Origin of the sequence: Steroidobacter sp., from assembly GCF_036406195.1 — a bacterium.
Lineage (GTDB): Bacteria > Pseudomonadota > Gammaproteobacteria > Steroidobacterales > Steroidobacteraceae > Steroidobacter.
The window spans coordinates 212,115-233,150 of record NZ_DASWVW010000027.1; the positions used below are offsets into that span (position 1 = coordinate 212,115).

Genomic DNA, 21,036 nt, shown 5'->3' on the forward strand with positions numbered 1-21,036 from the left:
ACGTTGATCAAGGCTCGCTGAGAAGTCATTCACAACAAGTGTTTGGTTCGGCTCCGTCTCGCGCCCGTCGCAAGCTTCGAAATGGAGACGTGCTGGTATCAACCGTCCGTCCAAACCTGAGATCCCATCTCTTATTCCAGGGTGACGAACATACTTGGGTTTGCTCAACGGGTTTTTGTGTCGTACGCTGCCGAGCTGGTATAAGCCATCCTGGCTACGTTTTTTTCCAAATGTTCGGTGATGCGGTCTCCAACCTTGACTGCAGGCTGGACCAGCCGCGTTCTTCCAGTAAGCAGTTCCTGCATCATGGCTTGCTTGAGGGCGCGAGTCTTGTCGCGGCGAACTTCCAGGGCGGCGATCTCGGCGTCCATGTCGGATCAGCCTGCTGGCACGCGGTGAGGACAGCCGGCACCAATTCAAGCGCGACGTTACCAACTCCGACGCGTTGGCCGCGGAGTTGGCGGCCTTTGCAAACAGTGGAGGTGGCACGCTGTTCCTCGGCGTTGCCGACGATGGTTCTATTTCGGGCCTCGATGCTGCTTCCGTGCGTCGTCTGAACCAGTTGCTGAGCAACGGTGCCTCTCAACACGTGCGCCCGCCGGTGCATCCGCTGACCGAGAACGTGCAGACAACTCAAGGCATCGTGATGGTGGTCAAGGTGCCCGACGGCCTGGCCAAGCCCTACGTTGATCATCAGGGCCGCATTTGGGTCAAGCAAGGCTCGGACAAACGTCACGTGACATCCAGGGAAGAAATGCAGCGGATGTTTCAGCGTGCCGGGCTGGTCTATGCCGACGTAGTGCCGGTGGCCGGTACGTCGGTGGCGGACCTGGACGAGAAAGCTTTCCAGACGTACTTCTCTCGTCGTTATGGACAGATCAGTGAATTCGCCGGTCAGCCGTTGGAGCAGTTGCTTCAGAACCTTGGTCTGGGCGACGGGCGCGAATTGAACCTGGCTGGGCTGATGTTGTTCGCACGCAATCCTCAGCGCTGGCGCCCGGCTTTTGAGGTGAAGGCGGTGGCTTTCCCGGGGACAGCGCTGCACGATACTCGCTATCTCGACAGCGAAGACATCGGCGGCACGTTGCTAGAGCAATATCAGCGCAGCTTCGCGTTCATCCGCCGAAATCTGCGGCACGTGCAGGGCGAACGAGGCTTCAATACGCTCGGGCAGCTGGAGATTCCGGAGCCGTCGCTGGAAGAGCTGCTGGTCAACGCGCTGATCCATCGCGACTACTTCACCAGCGCTTCGATCCGCCTGATGGTGTTCGCCGATCGTGTCGAGATCATCAGTCCTGGCCACCTGCCCGACAGCTTGAGCACCGAGGCGATCCGGCATGGCGCCACCAACCGCCGCAATCCCACACTGACCGAGCATGCCGTGCACATATTGCCCTACCGAGGCTTGGGTACCGGTATTCCTCGTGCGCTGAGGGACTGGCCCGCGATCCAGCTGATCGACGATGTGGCGGCCAACCAGTTCCGTGTGGTCATTCAGCGACCGCACGTCGAAGTTCCTACCGGGGAAGTCACCGGGGAAGTCACCGGGGAAGTCACCGGGGAAGTCCGCCGGCTGCTCGCCGCGATCCAGGGCGAGATGAGGCGGGCGGACATCCAGGCGGCGCTGAATCTGAAGCATGAGGACCACTTCCGCGATGCTTACCTGCGCCCGGCGCTGGAGCGCGGATTCATCGAGATGACCATTCCCGAGAAGCCCAGGAGCAGGCTACAACGGTACCGGCTAACGGCCCTGGGACGCGCCTGGCTGCGGGCATCGAACAAGGGACCCTAAGGAGAGGAAGGCAATGAGCCCTGCTGTCGCGCGCTCCGAACGCAACACTCAGAACCGGGTGGTCGAGCTTTTCACGTCTTTCCCGGCGGACGGTGGCCTGGGGTACGAGTATCTCGGCGACCGGAGCAAGCGTGAGAACAACCGCGGTATCGAGGTCGAGCTGCTGCGCAAGAATCTTCAGAAGCGCGGCTATTCCGATGCGCACATCGATGCGGCGCTACAGAGACTGCTCGCCGCCGCTGATGTCACAGGCACCACGCTCTACCAATCGGCATTACGGACGTACAAATTGCTTCGCTATGGCGTCGAAGTCCAGGTTGCCGCCGACAAGCCGCATGACACCGTGCACCTGATCGATTGGGAGCATCCCGAGGCCAACGATTTTGCGCTGGCCGAGGAAGTGACGCTCAAGGGCGGCTACGAGCGCCGGCCCGATCTGGCGCTGTACGTGAATGGCATTGCCATTGTCGTCATCGAGCTCAAACGCAGCTCGGTGGAGGTGGGCGATGGCGTGCGGCAGCTCATCACCAATCAAGAACCCGAATTCAATCAGCCATTCTTCCCCACGGTGCAACTGCTGTTGGCGGGCAACGACGCGCAGGGGTTGCGCTACGGCACCGTGACCTCACGAGAAGAGTTCTTCGTGGAGTGGAAGGCGGCGCCCTTGTCCGAGGGTACACCAGTACCACCGGGAGCGTTGCTCGACCGGCCACTCGCGGAGCTCTGCGACAAGGCACGGCTGCTGGACTGGATCCGCCATTTCGTTATCTTCGACAATGGCATCAAGAAAGTACCGCGCCAGCACCAGTATGCAGGCATGAAGGCGGCGCAGGAACGGCTGCGCAGGCGCGAAGGCGGCGTCATCTGGCACACCCAAGGCAGCGGCAAGAGCATCCTCATGGTGCTGCTCGCCAAATGGATCCTGGAACATGACCCGCAGGCTCGTATCCTCATCGTTACGGATCGAGACGAGCTCGACAAGCAGATTGAAGGCGTAATGAAGAATGCGGGTGTGGTGGGTGCGGACTCACCGTCGCCGCGCATTGCAACCAGGGCGGAGTTTGTTGCAAAGCTGGGCGCCACCTCGCCCAGATTGCTGTGCGCGCTGATTCACAAGTTCGACCCGTCCGATCTCAAGGGCCCGGGACCCGCCGTGTACGGACGCTTCTATGTCTTCGTGGACGAATGCCACCGCACTCAAGGCGGCGATATGAATCGACAGATGAAGCGATGGCTGGAAGGCGGCATCTTCATCGGGTTCACGGGTACGCCACTGTTGCGCCAGGACAAGCAGACCACACGTGACGTGTTCGGCACGTACATCCATACCTACAAGTTCCACGAGGCCGTGGCCGACAAGGTAGTGCTGGACCTGAAGTATGAGGCTCGAGACGTTCCGCAACGGCTCACGTCTGCGGCGGCGATCGAAGCCTACTTCGAGCAGAAGACCAGGACGCTCAACAATTTTCAGAAGGCGGTATTGCGCAAGCGCTGGGCCACCATGGAAAAGTTGATGAGCGCGGGCGAGCGCAAGCAGCGGATCATCGCCAGCATCATCCAGGACTTCGATCTCAAGAAGCGGCTGAACGACGACCGTGGGACCGCCATTCTGGTGGCCGCCAGCATCTACGACGCGTGCCATTATTTCCGGCTGTTCCAGAACACGAGCTTCGGTCAGTACTGCGGCATCATCACGTCCTACGAGCCCAACCATAACGCCATCTCGCGCGAGCCGGCTCACAGCGACGAACGCTACAAGTTCGACACCTATACGAAGTATGTCCTGACCGATGACCAGACCACCAAAGAGTACGAGGACGAAGCCAAGCGCAGGTTCATCGAGGAGCCGGCAAATCTCAAGCTGCTGATCGTCGTGAGCAAGCTGCTCACGGGGTTCGATGCGCCGAGCTGCACCTACATCTATCTCGATAACGAGCTCCACGATCACGGCCTGTTTCAGGCCATCTGCCGCACCAATCGCCTGGACGGCGAGGACAAGGACTTCGGCTACATTGTCGATTTCAAGGAGCTGTTCAAGGACGTGCAAGAGGCGATTGCGGTCTACAGCTCCGATGAGCTCGATCTCGACGAAGGAAACGGCGGCTCGAACAACGTCGAGCTGAAGGACTGCCTCAAGGAAAGCCGGCGTCAGTTGGAGATCGCAAGGGAGGCGCTGCGTTATCTTTGTGATCCAGTGGCGCCGCCGGGCGAACTGGAACAGTTCTTGATCTACTTCTGCGGTGACGCGGCCGACGCCCGGGCCCTGCTCGATACGGAGCCGCTGAGAGTATCTTTCTACAAGGCAGTGGCGAAGTTCGTACGCAGCTACGCGGATGTGGCCCCGGATCTGATTGCAGCGGGCTACTCGGAGCAGGAGGTCAGTGAGCTCAAGAACGAGGTGGAGCTCTATAGTGAGATTCGCGCTGCCATCAAGAAGCACGCCGGCGAGGAGTTCGACATCAAGCCTTACGAGGCGGATATGCGTCACCTGCTCAATACCTATGTACAGGCCGATCCGGCTCTGGGCAGTGGCAGTTTGACCTCCCTGACGCTCACGGATCTGATCGTCAAGACTGGCATTCACGATGCAATCGCCCGCAAGCTCAACGAGAAGGGCATGCTGTCGCGCCGGGCGATCGCCGAAGCCATCATCAACAATGTCCGCAAGACGATCATTCGTGACCAGTTGACGGACCCACGGTTCTACGCCCAGATGTCGGAGCTTCTCGATGACTTGATCCGGCAAAGCCGGACGGATGCGGCCGAGTACGAGCTGTTCTTGAAGAAAGCGGAAGAATTGGTGAGGCGGCTGGCTCAGAGGGACGCCATCGCCGGCATCCCCGCTGCACTGCATGGGAAGCCCGAAGCGGTAGTAATTTTCAACAATCTTCCCGCGATCGGCGCGAAGGGCATGGTGCGGGATGAGAGTCCGCTACGAATGGATGAACGTGCGGCACTGGCGCTTCGCATCGATCAGGCGATGCGGGAACACGCCCCGGCCGGCTGGAGAGGGGACGAGATTCGAGAAAAGCAAGTGCTGAATGCCTTGTTTCCGGTCATGTCGCGCGATCGGGACGCGACTCTTGCCATCTTCGAGATCATCAAGAATCAACCGGGTTACCGATGAGCGAATCAATAGAGCTCGGAGATATCAAGGTTGCAGTCACTCGCAAGCCCATCAAGCACGTCCATCTCAGCGTGCATCCGCCGAGTGGGCGTGTCACGTTGGCCGCACCGACAAACACGCGGTTGGATGTGGCGCGAGCCTATGTGATTTCGAAGCTCGATTGGATCAGAGCACAGCGCTCCCGTCTTCAAAGCCAGGCCCGCGAAGCGCCCCGCCAGTTCGTCACTCGCGAGACGCATTTTCTGTGGGGCCGACCTTATCTCTTGACAGTGAGACACGAGGAGGCGAAGCCACGCGTGTCACTTGACCACAGGCGCATGACACTGACCGTTCGGCCAGGCAGCAGTGCCGCGAGGCGAGCTGAAGTGATCCACCACTGGCACAAGGCACTGTTACACGAGGTTGTGCCAGGGCTCATCCGCAAATGGGAGCGCAAGCTGGGCATAGAGGTGCGTCGCTACTTCCTGCAGCGGATGAAGACAAGATGGGGAGGCTGCAATCACCGCGCCGGCCACATTCGCCTGAATACCGAGCTCGTGAAAAAGCCCAAGGATCTCCTTGAATACGTGATCGTCCACGAGATGATCCACTTGATTGAGCCCACGCACAGCGAACGTTTCATCGAACTGATGACAGCGCACTATCCCTTCTGGAAGGAGGCCAGGGCGGAATTGAACGAAATGCCCTTAGGTGCTGAGGTTTGGGATAGACAGCAGATCGCGCGTAGTGGTGTAACGGCCGCAGGTCGGACCCGTTGCCGCGATGACTTGAAAGAACTCCTGCGCGACCCTCGTTGCTGAAGTAATATTGCTTACCGCAGACAACAAGCGACGCGCAAGGGAGCGGCTGGTTTTTTTCCGCCAGCTCAGCGCCGGCTGCGGCTCTCGCGCGTCTGCCCCTTGTTCACGATGGCTGCCAGCGCCGCCGTGTGCTCGGCGAGCACGCGATACAAATCGTCCAGAGTGATAATTCCCAGCACGGCGCCGCTGTCGTCGACAATGGGCAGCCGGCGCACGCCGTGTTCACGCATGCGGCCGATGGCGGTGGCGACATTCTCGGAGCCGGATGCAACGACGACAGGTCTGCCCATCACCGCGCTCACCTGCATGCGGTCCGTATCATGGCCTTTTGCAACCACTTCCATGACGATGTCACGATCGGTGATGACGCCGACCGGCAAGGGCGTGCCGTCGCTGTCATCGGTGACGATGAGATCGCCGGTGTGATGCTGGCGCATCAAGCGGGCGGCCTCCGCGATGGTCGTGTCCTTGCGGCAGCAAGCCACGTCCAGGACACAAAGCTCTTTGAGTTTCATGGAAGTACCTCCAACGGTCAGGTCGCCAGAGCGCGGGCGAGCTCGAGCAGGTGAGGATCGAGCGACTTGCTGTTCCTGGCCACCTCGGACAAGGGTGTGTGGACAACTTCGCCGCGACAAAGGCCGACGAGGCAGCCGGATTGGCCGTGCCCGATCAGCTCGATCGCTGCTGCGCCCAGCCGACTCGCAAGGATGCGATCGAAGGCGCCTGGCACGCCCCCGCGCTGAACGTGACCTAGCCGCGTCATACGCAATTGAATGCCTATTTTATCCGCGTGCAGGTCGAAGTAGCGAACCAGCGCATCCGCATTGTACTTGGCGCCCTCGGCAACGACTACTATCGCATGTTTCTTGCCGCGCTCGCGTGACGCGCGGAGCTGGCGCACGAGGTCATCGGGCTCCGTTTCCATTTCCGGTATGACCACTGCTTCGGCACCGCCGGCGATTGCGGCGGACACCGCGAGATAACCGCTGTGGCGCCCCATCACTTCGACGATGAACGCACGCTCGTGCGAGGCCGCAGTTACTCGCAAACAATCGATGGCGCCCAGTGCCGTGTCGAGTGCAGTGGAGGTGCCAATCGAAACATCCGTCCCGTAGAGGTCGTTATCGATGGTGGAAGCGATGCCTATGACGCGCATGCCAAGCTCGGCGAGCGCGAAGCTGCCGGTCTGCGAGCCGTTGCCGCCGATGACGATCAGGTTGGAGATGTCATGATCGTGCAGCTGTTTCAGCGCCGCTTGCCGGCCGGCCTCGGTCTTGAATGCCTCGCACCGGCTGGTTTCAAGCACGGTCCCGGCCTGGTGGATGATGCCGCCGACTTCCCGTGGCCCGAGATGAACGAATTCGCCGGCGATCAGCCCGGAGTAGCCGCGGCGGACACCGAACATCTGCAGTCCTTGTAGAACGCCGCAACGGACGACCGCACGTATCGCGGCATTCATTCCAGGCGCATCGCCGCCGCTGGTCAGAACTGCAACACGCGCCATGAACGTCCCTCGTGGATACCAGTGCCGCCGAGTATGAGCGTCCGGAACGCAGGATGGAATGAGCGTTACCGAGAAAATCTACGCGGCGTTCCTTAGGCATCGCGGCGCTGAGGGATATTACGGCGTGATCGCCACCTTCAGCACCCCGTCGCGCTGGTTTGCAAACAGATCGTACGCCTGCTCGATCTGGTCGAGCTTGAATCGGTGAGTGACCAGGGGCTTGAGGTCGGCACGGCCGGATGCGATGACGTCCATGAGGCGCCGCATGCGCTCCTTGCCGCCGGGGCATAGGGTGGTGGCGATGGTGTGATCGCCGAGGCCGGCGGCGAAGGCGCCCAACGGAATGTGCAAGTCCTTGGAGTAGACGCCCAGGCTGGAGAGCGTACCGCCCGGCCGCAGGACCCGCAGTGCGGCTTCGAACGTGGCCTGCGTGCCCAGCGCTTCAATCGCTACATCGACACCGCGATTTTTGGTCAATCGCATGATCGCTTCGACGGGATCCTCCTTGCGAAAGTCCACGATGTGATCCGCGCCGAGCCGTCGAGCCACACTCGCACGAGCTTCAAGGGTCTCGACCGCGATGATGGTGGTCGCGCCCATCAGCCTCGCGCCGACGGTTGCGCACAGGCCGATGGGGCCTTGAGCAAACACCGCGACGGTGTCGCCGATCTGAATGCGGCCGCGTTGGGCGCCGCCGAAGCCGGTGGACATGATGTCGGGACACATCAGCACTTCTTCATCGCTGAGCCCATCGGGCACGGGCGCGAGATTGGCCATGGCGTCGGGAACCAGCACGTATTCCGCCTGGCAGCCATCGATGGTGTTGCCGAATTTCCAGCCGCCCAGGGGCTTCCAGCCATGCTCCGTGCCGACACCGTCCTGGGCGCCCACGCCGGCCAGGCATGCATGGCTGTGGCCGCTGGGCGTAATGGCGCCGGCGATGACGCGCTGTCCCTCGCGGTAGCCTTGCACTGCCGAGCCGAGCTTCTCGATCACCCCCACCGGCTCGTGGCCGACGATCAAGCCGGGCCGCACCGGATACTCGCCCTTCATGATGTGAACGTCGGTGCCGCAGATCGTGGTCGTCGTGATACGAAGCAGGGCATCGAGCGGCCCCACGTCGGGAATCGGCCGCTCTTCAAGGGCGATGCGACCCGGCTCGACGAATACTGCGGCTTTCATGAATCGCGCCATGACATGACTCCTGCACAAGGGTCCATTACGATGTTTGCGATCCATTGTGCGGACCAGGGGACCTGGGGCCACTCGAACAATCCGTGGATGCATGCCGGAATCCCGCAAATCCCGCGTATTCCAGGAGTCCATACCCGTGGAAGCCACGCTGGATTGCCTATTTTCCGTAAAGGCAGCATGGACCGATGACGGCACCATGGGTGGGGGTAACTTCAGGGATTACGCGCCATGGGACGCGGACAAATCATGATTTCACCGACGGCGTGCGCGGGTAGGTGATATGAAAGTACCGATTGCGGTGTCGGCGCGGCACGCGCACTTGAGCGCGGCCACCGTGCAAAAATTGTTTGGCGAGGGTTACCAGCTGCGTGTTCGCAAATGGTTGTCGCAGACCGGTCAGTTCTCGGCCGAAGAGACGGTGACCCTGATCGGTCCCCGTGGGCGATTGGAGCACGTGCGCCTCATGGGGCCACCCCGCGACCACGACCAGCTGGAACTGTCGCGCAGCGACGAATGCACCTTGGGTATCACGGCACCGCTGCGCCTCTCGGGCGATCTTGAACACACTCCTGGGTTGCAGGTCGTAGGCCCGGCGGGGGCCGTGACGTTGCACAGTGGCGTCATCACCGCGCAGCGCCACATCCATATGAATCCCGAAGAAGCGCAACGGCTCGGACTGCACGATGGACAGACGGTGAGCGTCAAGGTCGACAGCAACGGGCGCGATCTGATCTTTGGCGACGTGGTCGTGCGCGTCGCTCCGGATTTCCGGCTGGAACTGCACCTCGATACCGACGAGGCCAATGCCGCGGGAGTCACCAACGGCGACTACGGCGAGATCGTCACAAGCGATCCTGCCAGCCACCGTCCCGTCGACCGGACGACTGGTTGAGCACTCATGGCGGATGCACCGGTCAACAACAAGCTGCCCCCGAATACCCTCGGCTGGGTGGCCTGGGCAATGATGGCGGTGCTCGTGGCGCAGTTCTGGTTCGGCCAGCGTACCACCGTGACGCTCGACTACAGCGATTTCAAGACGCTGCTTGCCGCGGGGCAGATCGCCGAAGTGCGCATCTCCGACCAGGAGATCGCCGGCACGCTCACGATCCCGGCAGATCGCGAGCAACTGCCCGAAGCGGTCAAGAAATATCTAGAGCGCGCGCCCAACCAGACGAGCGTCGCGTTCACCGCGGTGCGAGTCGACGATCCGACGCTGTCTCAGGATCTGACTGCCGCCAAGGTTCGTTATGCCGGCACGCGCCAATCCACCTGGTTGGTCATGCTGCTTTCCTGGCTCGCGCCCGTGGCGATTTTCGTGGCGGTGTGGATGTTCTTGATACGAAAGATGAGCGCACGCGGAGCGGGCGATCTCATCGGAATCGGTAAGAGCAAGGCCAAAGTCTTCGTGCAAAAGAACATCGGCGTGCGCTTTTCCGATGTGGAAGGCATCGACGAGGCCAAGACCGAGCTCATGGAGGTCGTGCAATTCCTGCGCGATCCGGGGCGCTATACCAAGCTCGGTGCGCATATCCCCAAGGGGATACTCATCGTCGGCGCGCCCGGAACCGGCAAGACCCTGCTGGCCAAGGCCGTGGCGGGCGAGGCGAATGTTCCCTTCCTGCTGATCAGTGGTTCGGAGTTCGTGGAGATGTTCGTGGGCGTCGGCGCCGCGCGCGTGCGTGATCTGTTCCAACAGGCCAACGAGCTCGCCCCATGCATCATCTTCATCGATGAGCTCGATGCGCTCGGCCGTGCGCGTGGCGTGAGCGGGTTCAGCGCGCACGAGGAGCGCGAGCAAACGCTCAACCAGCTGCTGGTCGAGATGGACGGATTCGACACCAATCGCGGCGTGATCATCATGGCGGCGACCAATCGTCCGGAAATCCTCGATCCGGCGTTGCTGCGGCCCGGACGTTTCGATCGCCACGTCGCCATCGACCGGCCGGACATCCGTGGCCGCGAACGGATCTTGCGCCTGCATGCCAAGCGGCTCGTGCTTGGCGACGATGTCGATCTCGCGGCGGTCGCCGCCAAGACACCCGGCACCGCCGGCGCCGATCTGGCAAACATCGTGAACGAAGCAGCCTTGCATGCGGCTCGACAGAACAAGTCCGTGGTCACCATGAGCGACTTCGACGCCGCCGTCGATCGCGCCATCGCTGGCTTGGAAAAGCGCAGCCTGGTGATGAATCCGAAGGAAAAGGAGACCGTCGCGTATCACGAAGCCGGGCACGTCTTGATTGCCGAGCTGCGCGAAACGACCGACAAGGTTTCGCGCGTGTCGATCATACCGCGAGGCATCGGTGCACTCGGCTTTACCCAGCAACTGCCCACTGAAGAGCGCTACCTGCTGAAGCGCGGCGAGTTGCTGGACCGTTTGGATGTGTTGCTGGGCGGCCGCGTGGCCGAGCAGTTGGTATTCGGCGAAGTCTCTACGGGCGCTCGGGACGACCTGCAACGCGCCACGGATCTGGTCCGCCACATGGTCACTCAGTACGGCATGACCGATGCGCTCGGTCCGGCGGTGTTCGAAACACGGACGCGCAGCGCCTACCTGAACGATCCGGGAATGCCGGTTGCCAGGGAATTCAGCGAGGAGACGGCGCGCCAGATCGACGCTCAGATTCAGCAGTTGTTGAAGCAAGCGGAAGCCCGCGTTCGAGAAACCATCACCGCGAACCGGCAGGCCCTCGACGAGCTGGCGCAACTGTTGCTGACTCAGGAAACGGTGGATCGGCAGTCGCTCACCAAGATCCTGCAAGGCTCCAAACGTTCGCTCACCGCCCCGACAGCGATGAATTGGGCGATGGTGGACTAGCCCAGCGGCCAGCGACTGCGTCAGCCCGCTGGACCAAAGAAAAGTTTTCCAGCCGCGACCGGCCCTCCGTGCCTGCTCCAATTGGGTACACGCTACACGGGCACCCGGGCAAGATCGCCGATGGGCGCTCGCGGCGAACCGGCGATTTGTGAGATTCTGTGCGGATGGACATTCTCTCCGCCGTCATCACTTTGTGGTTGATCATGGATCCGTTGGGCAATGTGCCGGTGTTCCTGGCCGTGCTCAAACGCGTGGCGCCGGAGCGCCGGCGCAAGATCCTGGTGCGCGAATGCCTGATCGCGTACGTGGTGCTGATTTTCTTCCTGCTGGTCGGCCAGCGCGCGCTGGCGCTGCTGCAGATCGAGCAGGAGACGATCAGCATCGCCGGCGGCATCGTGCTGTTCCTGATCGCATTGCGCATGATCTTTCCCGCCAGCGGCGGCTTCGACGATGCGGCGGAGGGGGAGCCGCTGGTGGTGCCCCTGGCGATTCCGCTGATCGCCGGGCCTTCGACGCTGGCCACGTTGTTACTGCTGCGCGCGACCGCTGGAAGCATGCTGGAGCTGTGGCTGGCCACGACGATTGCCTGGTCGGCGACGGCCGCTATCCTGATCGCCGCGCCCTTCTTCTATCGAGCGCTCGGCGAACGCGGCTTGACCGCGATGGAGCGGCTGATGGGCATGGTGCTGGTGATGATCAGCGTGCAGATGTTCCTGAACGGCGTGGCACAGTTCCTGGAGCATTACTCGGGCTGACGCATGCAGGCGCATGAAATCTTTCTGCAGGGCCTGGGAGCGAGCTTCCTCGCGGGCATGGGCACGGTGGTCGGCGCGCTCTGGGTGTTCTCTTTTCGCCGGCCTTCGCCCAAGGCTCAGGATGCCCTGCTGAGCGGCGCCGCTGGCGTCATGCTGGCCGCAACCTTCTTCTCCCTGTTGCAGCCGGCGCTCGATCATGCCGAGTCGCACATCGCCTCCAGGCCGTTGGCGGTGCTGGTGGTGATCGGCGGACTGCTGGGGGGCGCGATCGGTTTGTACTGGATTCACAAGCGCGTGCCGCACGAACATTTCGTGATGGGCAAACAGGGGCCGGACAGCCTGCGGCTGCAGCGGCTGTGGCTGTTCATCATTGCCATCACCTTGCACAACTTTCCCGAAGGCATGGCGGTCGGCGTCGGTTTCGCCAGCGGCGATCCGGCCAAGGCGGTGCCGCTCGCGGTCGGCATCGGCTTGCAAAACGTGCCCGAAGGGCTCGCGGTCGCCGCTGCCATGCTGGCCATCGACTATCCCAAGGCGCAGGCATTCCTGGTCGCGTCGCTGACCGGCCTGGTGGAACCGTTGGGCGGCGCCGTGGGCAGCTCGGCCGTGTGGATCACGGGGCCGATGATGCCGGTCGTGCTCGGGCTCGCGGCCGGTGCCATGCTGTTCATCATCAGCGATGAAATCATTCCCGAGACGCATCGCGGCGGTTATGAAGATCTCGCAACCTTCTCGCTGCTCGGCGGCTTTGCCGTGATGATGTTCCTGGACGCGGTATTCGCCTGAGCGCCGGCAACCATCCCATTCGTGAGTCTTCGATGTATCAGCCGTCCACATTGTCGCCGCCACTACTGACCAAGGCGCTACTGCGCGCCGTGGAGCAGTTGGGATTGGCGGCGGGATTGCCGTCATTGCTGAATTCGTCGCCGGAGGAGATTGCCCAGCTGCAGTCGGGCGCGCGTTCGTTGGACCCGCAGCGGCCCGAATGGGAGGCGGCGCTGAAGATCGTCGGGATGTTTCGCGCGACCGTGGAAGTGCTCGGTTCGGCGGAACGTGCCAGGGTCTGGCTGGCCACTCCCAACGAGGCGCTGGGCGGACGGCCGTTCGACCTGCTCGCGACCGTCGCAGCGGATCGCGTGCACCGCTATCTGAGCTCGGTGCGCAAGTACGAATTGCGCATGCCGCCCGGCACCCGGCACCCGAACCGGAGCGAGCACTGAAGATCCCTGGTTCCGCTTTTCCGACAATCCCAACTACGTGGTGATGTGAGCACGCCGCCTGCGGGTCAGGCACTGGCCTGGAAGTCGACCAATACCACGCCTTCCTTCACCTGATCGCCGACGTTGCACAAATAGCTGACCAGTGTGCCCTTGCCGGGAGCAAACACGGTCAGTTCCATCTTCATGGCTTCCATCACCAGCAAGGCAGCGCCCTTGGCCACGTCTGCGCCGGGCTCGGCGAGTAGCGCAATGATCTTCCCAGGCATGGGCGCCGCGAGACCGCCTTGGATTTCTTCGGTTTCGCCCGCATGGACCAGCGGATCATCATAAGTCAGCACGTGCTGCGCGCCCCGCAGGAACACGTGCATTTGCTCGCCGTGCCGCACGACTGCCGCATTGATGTGCCGTTGGCCAATAGTGATGCGCAGTTCGGACCCGGACTGCTGCACAGTTGCCGCCTCATCGTCGATGACATAGCCGCTTGACGTGTAGCGCACAGCTACGTCAGCCGTCTGTTCGCCAGCGGCGAAGTGCAGCTTGCGGCTCTGAGCACCGTTGATGCGCCATCCGTCTGCGATGCTCCACGGCGAAGGGGACTGTGTTTTCGCCTGCTCGCGCTCGTGCGCCAGCTGCGCCAGGGCAGCGACCTCGAACACTTCCTGCGGCAATTCCCTGCTGGTTGGGATCAGTGCCGCACGCTCTCGCTCTATCAGGCCGGTATCGACGCGGCCTTCGCGGAAAGCGGCGTGGCCGACCAGGCGAGAGAGGAAATTGACGTTATGGCCTACGCCAACGATGCGAGTGTCCGCCAAAGCGACCAGCATTCGCTCGATCGCGGCATCGCGAGTCTGATCCCACACGATGAGCTTGGCGATCATGGGATCGTAGTGAGGCGTGATTTCGTCGCCTTGCTCGACGCCAGTATCCAGGCGCACGTGTGCCGAAGGCGAGGGCGTTTGGAAGCAGGCGAGGCGACCCACCGAAGGCAGGAATCCTTTTTCGGGCTCCTCGGCATAAATGCGCACTTCGATCGAGTGACCGCGCAGCGGCACCTGCTCCTGCGTGAGCGGTAGATTCTCGCCGGCTGCGATGCGCAGCTGCCATTCGACCAGGTCCAGGCCGGTGATCATTTCGGTCACCGGATGCTCGACCTGCAGGCGCGTGTTCATTTCCATGAAATAGAAATGACCCGCCGCATCGGCAATGAACTCGACGGTGCCGGCACCGACATAACCGACGGCACGCGCAGCGTCGCAAGCGGCACGGCCCATCGCTTCGCGCTGCCTGGCATCGACACTGGGCGCAGGCGCTTCTTCCACCACTTTCTGGTGACGGCGCTGGGCCGAGCAGTCGCGCTCATGGAGGCTGATGGTGTGCCCGGCCTTGTCGGCGAACACCTGGATCTCGATGTGGCGCGGCTGGAGCAGATATTTTTCGATGAGCACGCGCTCGTCGCCGAACGAAGTCCGTGCTTCGCGCTGGCACGAGGCAAGGGCGGCAGCGAATTCTTCTGGCGCGTTCACGACGCGCATGCCTTTGCCACCACCGCCCGCCGACGCCTTGATCAGCACCGGATAGCCAATGCGATCCGCTTCACGTTGTAGTAAGGCTGGATCTTGATCGGCGCCGTGATAGCCGGGCACCAGCGGCACGTTGGCCTGCTGCATGAGTGCCTTGGCCGCCGACTTGGAGCCCATGGCTCGAATGCTCTTGACCGGTGGGCCGATGAATACGATGTCATTCTGCTCGCAAGCTTCGGCGAAGCTGTCATTCTCCGCTAGAAAACCATAGCCGGGATGGACGGCCTGCGCACCGGACTGTTTGCACACTTCGATGATGCGATCGATGCGCAGATAACTTTCGCGCGAGGCCGCGGGACCCACGCAATAGGCTTCATCGGCAAGGCGAACGTGGCGCGCGCCAGCGTCCGCCTCGGAATAAACAGCGACGGTGCGAATGCCGAGCTTGCGGCAAGTGGCGATCACCCGGCATGCGATTTCGCCGCGATTGGCGATGAGGATCTTGGTGAACATTCTTCAGTCCTCTTACATGCGGAACACGCCGAAGCGTGTCTCGGGCACCGGAGCATTGGCTGCAGCCGCGAGGCCGAGCGCCAGGGTGCGTCGGGTCTGAGCCGGATCGATGATGCCGTCGTCCCAGAGTCGCGCGGTGGCGTAGTAGGGGCTGCCTTGAGTCTCGAACTGCGCGCGGGTCGGGGCTTTGAAGGCTTCTTCGTCTTCGACGCTCCACTGTTTGCCCTGCGCTTCGAGCGCGTCACGCCGCACCGTCGCCAGCACGTTGGCAGCTTGCTCGCCACCCATCACCGAGATCTTCGAATTCGGCCAGGTCCACAGGAAACGTGGCGAGTAGGCACGGCCACACATGCCGTAATTGCCGGCACCGTAGGAGCCGCCGATCAGCACGGTGAACTTCGGCACCTGGGTCGTCGCGACGGCTGTGACCATTTTGGCGCCGTGACGAGCAATGCCTTCGTTCTCGTATTTGCGGCCGACCATGAACCCGGTGATGTTCTGCAGGAACGTCAGCGGAATGCGACGCTGCGAGCACAGCTCGATGAAGTGCGCCGCCTTCTGCGCCGACTCGGAGAACAGCACGCCGTTGTTGGCGATGATGCCCACGGGATAGCCATACACGTGCGCGAAGCCGGTCACCAGCGTGTTGCCGAAGCGTGCCTTGAACTCGTCGAAGCGCGAGCCGTCGACCATGCGGGCGATGACTTCGCGCACATCGAAGGGCTTGCGGGTATCGGCGGGAATCACGCCATACAACTCTTCGGGGTCGTACAACGGATCTTCCACGGCTTGTGGTTGAAGCGACAGGTCGCGCGGCCCGAGGTTGCCGACGATGCGGCGAACGAGGGCGAGAGCATGGTGGTCGTTCTCGGCCAGGTGGTCGGCCACGCCGGAGATGCGTGTGTGTACATCGCCGCCGCCCAGGTCCTCGGCGCTCACCACTTCGCCGGTCGCGGCTTTCACCAGCGGCGGACCGCCAAGAAATATCGTGCCTTGATTGCGCACGATCACTGCCTCGTCGCTCATGGCCGGCACATACGCGCCGCCGGCCGTGCACGAACCCATGACGCAGGCGATCTGCGGAATGCCGAGCGAGGAGAGATTGGCCTGGTTGTAGAAGATGCGGCCGAAATGTTCCTTGTCCGGAAACACTTCGTCCTGCATGGGCAGGAAGGCGCCGCCGGAGTCGACCAGGTAGACGCAGGGCAGCCGGTTCTCACGCGCGATTTCCTGGGCGCGCAGATGTTTCTTGACGGTGATGGGATAGTACGTGCCGCCTTTGACCGTCGCGTCGTTGCCGACGATGACGCATTCGCGGCCGTTGATCCGGCCGATTCCGGCAACCGCGCCGGCACTGGCGACATCGCCGCCATACATGCCGTACGCCGCCAGCGGCGAGAACTCGAGGAAGGGTGTGCCGGGGTCGAGCAGCAGATCGATCCGCTCGCGCACCAGCAGCTTGCCGCGGGACGTATGTTTTCGTCGGGCACTTTCCGAGCCACCCATCGCGGCGGCAGCGGTTCTTTCGCGCAACTCTTCCACCAGCGCGCGTAGCGCGGCGCTGTTGGCGCGATATTCATCGCTGTTGGTGCGCAACTTCGACTGGATGATGTTCATGTTCCCCCGGGCCATGGCAACGGCCGGCCGTCCGGCACAGCAATCCAGCCGGCATTGTAGGTAGCCCCGGCCAAGAAGTGAATGGAGATTCACAAAAAAAATCGGTATTCACTTCATGGTACGATCCGGCCATGAGCTACAAGCGATCATTCCTGATGGAGGAGCGCCTGGCCGACAACCGCCAGCGCATCCTGAAGGCCGCGCGGGCGCTGGTTGCCGAGGGCGGCTTCAACCACGCCTCCATCGCCGCCGTGGCCGCCAGCGCCGGGCTGTCCGCCGGCGCCATCTATCGTTACTTTCCCTCCAAGGCGGCGCTATTCGTCGAAGTGCTGACCAGCGCCATCGATCACGAAATCGCCATCCTGCAGGACATCGCCAGGGGTGAAGGCGATGTCACCGCGCGCCTGCGCGGTTGCGTGGAATCGTTCGCCAATCGCGCGTTGGAGGGCCCGTACCTGGCTTATGCATTTATCGCCGAACCCGCCGAGCAGGAGGTCGACGAGGCTCGCCTGCTCGGGCGCAAGCGCTTCGGCGAGGTGTTCAAGTCCTTGCTGGTCGAGGGCATCGAGGCAGGGGAATTCCCCAAACAATCCGCCGATATCGGCGCGGCCTGCATCGTGGGCGCCTTCACCGAAGCCCTGATTCGGCCGATCGCTCCCCGGGCCAAGCGCGAAGCGCGCAAGGAACTGGTCGAGGGCATCGTGGCATTCTGTACACGAGCCGTTGGAGCCAGCGTTCCGACCAGGAAAGCAGGGCGGGGCGCCAAAGCTTGAGGTCCCGCCATGCGCCAGTCCACGCACGTTCTTTCCATCCGCACTTCGGGGCGCGGATTGCTCGAGATCACGCGCGAGATTCGCAGCTGGGTCGCCGATCAGCGGCTGACCACCGGGCTGCTCACCGTGTTCTGTAAGCATACGTCGGCGTCGCTGCTGATCCAGGAGAACGCGGCCAGGGAAGTGCGGTCCGATCTCGAGGCATTCTTCGAGCAGATCGCTCCCGAAGATCCCGCGCGATATGCCCATGACGATGAAGGGCCGGACGATATGCCCGCACATCTGCGCACGGCGCTGACGCAAGTTCAGTTATCCATCCCCGTGATCGAGGGCGAGCCGGCGCTCGGCACGTGGCAGGGTATCTACTTGTTCGAGCATCGTCGGCGACCGCACGAGCGACAAGTCGTGCTTCATCTGTTGGGCGAGTAACGCCGCTCCAGTTGCAACGGACGGAAGTCGGCAGACGCGGCGAACGCAAGTGACATACACTTGCGGCTCCAGAAAATCTCCCAGACGTCTTCCGGAAGCCTGTCTTGAATCCATCGGCCGAGGTCAGCGCTCCCGCCACCCTGCGGGATGACACCGCGTTCTCCATCATTCTGGCCATCAGCTGCTGCCATCTGTTGAACGACATGATGCAGTCGCTGATGCAGGCGAGCTATCCGATGGTCAAAGCGAGCCACTCGCTATCGTTCGCGCAGATCGGCTGGATCTCGCTGGCGTATCAAACCACCGCGTCGCTGCTGCAACCGGTGATCGGCTATGCCGCCGACCGTCGGCCGGCGCCGTTCTCGTTGCCAGCGGGAACGTTGTTCACCGCTGCGGGGCTGGCGGTGTTCGCCATGTCTTCCACCTACGTTTGGCTGGTCATCGGCGCCATGATGCTTGGCTTGGGTTCGTCGGTGTTCCATCCCGAGTCTTCGCGCGTCGCGCGCATGGCGTCGGGCACTCGTCATTCGTTGGCGCAATCGTTGTTCCAGCTGGGCGGCAATGCCGGTCAGGCCATCGGGCCGTTGTTCGCGGCGCTGATCGTCGTGCAATGGGGGCAGTCGAGCCTGGTGGCGTTCGCGTTGCTGACGCTGCTGTCCACCGCGATCCTTTGGAACGTCGGAGTCTGGTACAAACACCATGGCCTGCCGCGCTTGCAGCGGCTGCGCACGCCGCAGAAGGCGCACAGCGCCGTGCCGCGAGAGACCGTGATCAAGGGCATGGCGATTCTGCTGCTGCTGATATTTTCCAAGTACGCCTATGTGGCCAGCCTGACCAACTACTACACGTTCTATCTCATCGAGCGCTTTCACGTCAGCGTGGTCGAGGCGCAGGTGCACTTGTTCCTGTTCCTGGGGGCGCTGGCCGCCGGCACGCTGGCGGGCGGCTATTGGGGCGACCGGTTCGGCCGCAAGAACGTGATCCGGTTTTCGGTCATGGGCGCGATTCCGTTCACGCTGCTGCTGCCGTTCGTCGACCTGGCCTGGACCGAAGTGCTGACCGTGCTGATCGGGCTGACGATCGCGTCGGCGTTTCCGGCCATCGTGGTGTTCGCGCAGGAGCTGATGCCGGCGCGCGTCGGCATGGTGTCGGGAATGATGTTCGGCTTTTCGTTCGGCGTGGCAGGCCTGGCAGCCGCTTCCTTCGGCCATCTCGCGGATGTCTATGGCATCGAGATGGTGTACCGGTTGAGCGCGATGCTGCCGCTATTGGGGCTGCTTGCGATCTGGCTGCCGGATTCGCGTCATGACGAGCGGAGCATCGCGTAGCATTTGCTACGCGACGTGGTTCGCCCACAGATCGTTGAGATAACCGAAGCTCCAGTTTTCGGGCGGTTCGCGCGCCACGATGCGATCGTTGAGCAGCGGGTCCAGCAGGTCGACCAGCTTGGGCTCGAACGGCATGCCAGACTTGGTGGAGAAGAACAGCTTCACCTTGGGTGCGGTGAGCTTTTTGGAATTCTGTTCCACCACCACGCCGAGCTTGCCGGACGCCATGCGCACCAGCGAGCCGACCGGATAGATGCCGATGGTCTTGATGAAGGTCTGCAACACCAACGGATCGAAATGGCCTTCCCAGGTCGCCATTTTCGAGACCGACTCGGCCGGGTCCCAGCCCGCCTTGTAGGGGCGGTCCGAAGTCACGGCATCGTACACATCGCAGACCGCGCTCATGCGCGCGATCAGGGAAATCGTGTCGCCGCCCAGGTTGTCGGGATAGCCCTTGCCGTCCATGCGCTCGTGATGGTGGCGCGCCACGTCGAGCACGCGCTCGTTGTCGACGCCGCTCTCCAGCAGCATTTCGTGGCCGCGCACGGGATGCGATTTGATGATGGTGAATTCTTCGTCGGTGAGCTTGCCCGGCTTGTTGATGATCTCCTGCGGCATGACCGCCTTGCCGAGATCGTGCAGCAGGCCGGCCATGCCGGCGTCGCGCACCGTTTCATCATCCAGGCCGAGTTGCCGGCCGAGCGACACCATCAATGCGCACACCGACACCGAATGCATGTATGTGTATTCGTCCGCGGTCTTCAGCCGGCACAGGCTGACGAGCGCGTGCTGGTTGTGGTCGACGGAATCGACGATGTCGTTGACCAGCGGGGCGCAGTCGCTCGTGTTCACCGCGTTGCCCATGCGAGCTTCGGCGAACAGGGAAGTGACCGCTTCCTTGGAGCGCTTGAGAACCTGGCTGGCGTTGTCCAGCTCGTCCGCCATCGAACCGCGCGTCCTCTTCTGGGGCGCAGGTTCCGGAACCGCTGCGGTCACTGGAGTGGCGGCGGAGGTCTGCGGTTGAGCCACGTCCTTGCCCTTGGACGTATCGATCCAGATCTCCTTGGCGCCCGAGGTCTGCAGGCGCGTGAGCATCTCGCCGTCCTTGACCAGAAAGCGAGTCTTCCACAGAGAGTGCGTAAACCACGGACCCTCGATCGAAGCGACGAACATTCCGATTCGTACTTCGGCAATGGTGATTTTTTTCAGCATGGCGTCTGTGCGGCAGGCTGTCCGTTTTGCATGGCCCCGTTCTTCACGGCCCCGTCTCATGGCCTTTATGCGCGAGTCCTTTCTTTTGGAACGACCCGCGGCGTCGTAATCCGTCCGTTGACCTGCATCGGCAGGTGTCGCCGAAAAATTACAGTCCCGTCTCCCCCGATTTTGAGAGGTATGTCCCAAAGCGAATGTTCGGCGCGCGCGCGGCAGCGGAGTTCGTGCGCTCTCGGCGGCGCAATGCAGGGTTTCCCTCACGCCTTGACTCGCGTCACACGCAGGGCTAACGTCGCGGTCGCTAGGGGAGCCCCTTGAGGGGCTGAGAGGTCATTGGCGCCGAGGCGCGGTATGACGACCCTTGAACCTGATCCAGGTCATACTGGCGTAGGAAAGTCTTGGCGCGTGGCGACGTCCCTTCGTTGACGTCGCGG

General features: G+C 62.4%; 17 protein-coding genes, 1 pseudogene and 1 riboswitch. Of the genes and pseudogenes, 11 read left to right on the forward strand and 7 right to left on the reverse strand.

The genetic code is table 11. From position 1 onward, the window contains the following. Window positions 1–164: 164 nt before the first annotated feature. A pseudogene (locus VGE08_RS26345) lies at window positions 165–377 on the reverse strand (hypothetical protein); the annotation flags it as partial. Here VGE08_RS26345 and VGE08_RS12515 point away from each other — a divergent pair. From VGE08_RS12515 to VGE08_RS12525, 3 genes are read left to right on the forward strand one after another with little or no spacing between them, the layout of a single operon-like run. Further along, window positions 377–1,792, forward strand: coding sequence for a Fic family protein (locus VGE08_RS12515; RefSeq protein WP_349258691.1), 1,416 nt, complete (start codon window positions 377–379; stop codon window positions 1,790–1,792). The pseudogene VGE08_RS26345 and the gene VGE08_RS12515 sit on opposite strands and share 1 nt — an antisense overlap. A 13-nt stretch (window positions 1,793–1,805) precedes the next feature. Then, a complete protein-coding gene (locus VGE08_RS12520; protein ID WP_331068228.1) occupies window positions 1,806–4,919 on the forward strand; it encodes an HsdR family type I site-specific deoxyribonuclease in 3,114 nt (1,037 codons plus the stop codon). Next, complete coding sequence (locus VGE08_RS12525) at window positions 4,916–5,719, forward strand: SprT family zinc-dependent metalloprotease (RefSeq protein ID WP_331068229.1); 804 nt, start codon at window positions 4,916–4,918, stop codon at window positions 5,717–5,719. The genes VGE08_RS12520 and VGE08_RS12525 overlap by 4 nt, the downstream gene beginning before the upstream one ends. A 65-nt stretch (window positions 5,720–5,784) precedes the next feature. Here VGE08_RS12525 and VGE08_RS12530 read toward each other — a convergent pair whose 3' ends face one another. The 3 genes from VGE08_RS12530 to VGE08_RS12540 form a co-directional block, all read right to left on the reverse strand. Continuing rightward, window positions 5,785–6,234 (reverse strand): CBS domain-containing protein, encoded by a 450-nt coding sequence (locus VGE08_RS12530; protein ID WP_331068230.1) that lies wholly within the window; start codon window positions 6,232–6,234, stop codon window positions 5,785–5,787. Between the two features lie 17 nt (window positions 6,235–6,251). Beyond that, complete coding sequence (locus VGE08_RS12535) at window positions 6,252–7,223, reverse strand: ATP-dependent 6-phosphofructokinase (RefSeq protein WP_331068231.1); 972 nt, start codon at window positions 7,221–7,223, stop codon at window positions 6,252–6,254. Between the two features lie 117 nt (window positions 7,224–7,340). After that, window positions 7,341–8,417: an NAD(P)-dependent alcohol dehydrogenase gene (locus tag VGE08_RS12540; RefSeq protein ID WP_331068232.1), complete on the reverse strand. Its 1,077-nt coding sequence runs from the start codon at window positions 8,415–8,417 to the stop codon at window positions 7,341–7,343. Window positions 8,418–8,697: 280 nt separating this feature from the next. Here VGE08_RS12540 and pduL point away from each other — a divergent pair, with 280 nt between their 5' ends. The 5 genes from pduL (at window position 8,698) to VGE08_RS12565 (ending at window position 13,210) form a co-directional block, all read left to right on the forward strand. Then, window positions 8,698–9,309: a phosphate propanoyltransferase gene (gene pduL / locus VGE08_RS12545; protein WP_331068233.1), complete on the forward strand. Its 612-nt coding sequence runs from the start codon at window positions 8,698–8,700 to the stop codon at window positions 9,307–9,309. A gap of 6 nt (window positions 9,310–9,315) precedes the next feature. Continuing rightward, the gene (gene ftsH / locus VGE08_RS12550) at window positions 9,316–11,235 is read left to right on the forward strand and encodes an ATP-dependent zinc metalloprotease FtsH (RefSeq protein ID WP_331068234.1); all 1,920 of its coding nucleotides are present in this window, start codon (window positions 9,316–9,318) and stop codon (window positions 11,233–11,235) included. A 164-nt stretch (window positions 11,236–11,399) separates the two neighbouring features. Then, window positions 11,400–11,990 (forward strand): YhgN family NAAT transporter, encoded by a 591-nt coding sequence (locus tag VGE08_RS12555; protein ID WP_331068235.1) that lies wholly within the window; start codon window positions 11,400–11,402, stop codon window positions 11,988–11,990. A gap of 3 nt (window positions 11,991–11,993) precedes the next feature. Then, window positions 11,994–12,776, forward strand: coding sequence for a ZIP family metal transporter (locus VGE08_RS12560; protein WP_331068236.1), 783 nt, complete (start codon window positions 11,994–11,996; stop codon window positions 12,774–12,776). Window positions 12,777–12,808: 32 nt separating this feature from the next. Next, entirely contained in the window at window positions 12,809–13,210 is a 402-nt protein-coding gene (locus VGE08_RS12565; protein ID WP_331068237.1) for an MbcA/ParS/Xre antitoxin family protein, read from the forward strand. 65 nt (window positions 13,211–13,275) lie between these two features. Here VGE08_RS12565 and VGE08_RS12570 read toward each other — a convergent pair whose 3' ends face one another. Both VGE08_RS12570 and VGE08_RS12575 read right to left on the reverse strand, forming a co-directional pair. After that, window positions 13,276–15,243 (reverse strand): acetyl/propionyl/methylcrotonyl-CoA carboxylase subunit alpha, encoded by a 1,968-nt coding sequence (locus VGE08_RS12570; protein ID WP_331068238.1) that lies wholly within the window; start codon window positions 15,241–15,243, stop codon window positions 13,276–13,278. Window positions 15,244–15,255: 12 nt separating this feature from the next. Beyond that, window positions 15,256–16,860 (reverse strand): carboxyl transferase domain-containing protein, encoded by a 1,605-nt coding sequence (locus VGE08_RS12575; RefSeq protein ID WP_331068239.1) that lies wholly within the window; start codon window positions 16,858–16,860, stop codon window positions 15,256–15,258. A 131-nt stretch (window positions 16,861–16,991) separates the two neighbouring features. Between VGE08_RS12575 and VGE08_RS12580 the strand changes: the two genes are divergently transcribed. The 3 genes from VGE08_RS12580 (at window position 16,992) to VGE08_RS12590 (ending at window position 19,390) form a co-directional block, all read left to right on the forward strand. Then, on the forward strand, window positions 16,992–17,633 hold the full coding sequence (locus VGE08_RS12580) for a TetR/AcrR family transcriptional regulator (RefSeq protein WP_331068240.1): 642 nt from the start codon (window positions 16,992–16,994) through the stop codon (window positions 17,631–17,633). Between the two features lie 9 nt (window positions 17,634–17,642). Further along, window positions 17,643–18,062, forward strand: a complete 420-nt coding sequence (locus VGE08_RS12585; RefSeq protein ID WP_331068241.1) for a secondary thiamine-phosphate synthase enzyme YjbQ — start codon at window positions 17,643–17,645, stop codon at window positions 18,060–18,062. Between the two features lie 104 nt (window positions 18,063–18,166). Beyond that, window positions 18,167–19,390 carry an MFS transporter gene (locus VGE08_RS12590; RefSeq protein ID WP_331068242.1) on the forward strand — a complete coding sequence of 408 codons (1,224 nt, stop codon included), beginning with the start codon at window positions 18,167–18,169 and terminating at the stop codon, window positions 19,388–19,390. Window positions 19,391–19,396: 6 nt separating this feature from the next. Here VGE08_RS12590 and VGE08_RS12595 read toward each other — a convergent pair whose 3' ends face one another. Beyond that, window positions 19,397–20,602, reverse strand: coding sequence for an HD-GYP domain-containing protein (locus VGE08_RS12595; protein ID WP_331068243.1), 1,206 nt, complete (start codon window positions 20,600–20,602; stop codon window positions 19,397–19,399). A 293-nt stretch (window positions 20,603–20,895) separates the two neighbouring features. After that, window positions 20,896–21,013, forward strand: a riboswitch (TPP riboswitch). Window positions 21,014–21,036 lie beyond the last annotated feature (23 nt).

Bases quoted from the DNA above. Each gene is read 5' to 3' on its own strand.
- VGE08_RS12540 (WP_331068232.1), bottom strand. From the start codon at position 8,417: ATGGCGCGATTCATGAAAGCCGCAGTATTCGTCGAGCCGGGTCGCATC.
- ftsH (WP_331068234.1), top strand. From the start codon at position 9,316: ATGGCGGATGCACCGGTCAACAACAAGCTGCCCCCGAATACCCTCGGC.
- VGE08_RS12560 (WP_331068236.1), top strand. From the start codon at position 11,994: ATGCAGGCGCATGAAATCTTTCTGCAGGGCCTGGGAGCGAGCTTCCTC.
- VGE08_RS12565 (WP_331068237.1), top strand. From the start codon at position 12,809: ATGTATCAGCCGTCCACATTGTCGCCGCCACTACTGACCAAGGCGCTA.
- pduL (WP_331068233.1), top strand. From the start codon at position 8,698: ATGAAAGTACCGATTGCGGTGTCGGCGCGGCACGCGCACTTGAGCGCG.
- VGE08_RS12570 (WP_331068238.1), bottom strand. From the start codon at position 15,243: ATGTTCACCAAGATCCTCATCGCCAATCGCGGCGAAATCGCATGCCGG.
- VGE08_RS12575 (WP_331068239.1), bottom strand. From the start codon at position 16,860: ATGAACATCATCCAGTCGAAGTTGCGCACCAACAGCGATGAATATCGC.
- VGE08_RS12555 (WP_331068235.1), top strand. From the start codon at position 11,400: ATGGACATTCTCTCCGCCGTCATCACTTTGTGGTTGATCATGGATCCG.
- VGE08_RS12535 (WP_331068231.1), bottom strand. From the start codon at position 7,223: ATGGCGCGTGTTGCAGTTCTGACCAGCGGCGGCGATGCGCCTGGAATG.
- VGE08_RS12595 (WP_331068243.1), bottom strand. From the start codon at position 20,602: ATGCTGAAAAAAATCACCATTGCCGAAGTACGAATCGGAATGTTCGTC.
- VGE08_RS12580 (WP_331068240.1), top strand. From the start codon at position 16,992: ATGAGCTACAAGCGATCATTCCTGATGGAGGAGCGCCTGGCCGACAAC.
- VGE08_RS12585 (WP_331068241.1), top strand. From the start codon at position 17,643: ATGCGCCAGTCCACGCACGTTCTTTCCATCCGCACTTCGGGGCGCGGA.
- VGE08_RS12530 (WP_331068230.1), bottom strand. From the start codon at position 6,234: ATGAAACTCAAAGAGCTTTGTGTCCTGGACGTGGCTTGCTGCCGCAAG.
- VGE08_RS12525 (WP_331068229.1), top strand. From the start codon at position 4,916: ATGAGCGAATCAATAGAGCTCGGAGATATCAAGGTTGCAGTCACTCGC.
- VGE08_RS12520 (WP_331068228.1), top strand. From the start codon at position 1,806: ATGAGCCCTGCTGTCGCGCGCTCCGAACGCAACACTCAGAACCGGGTG.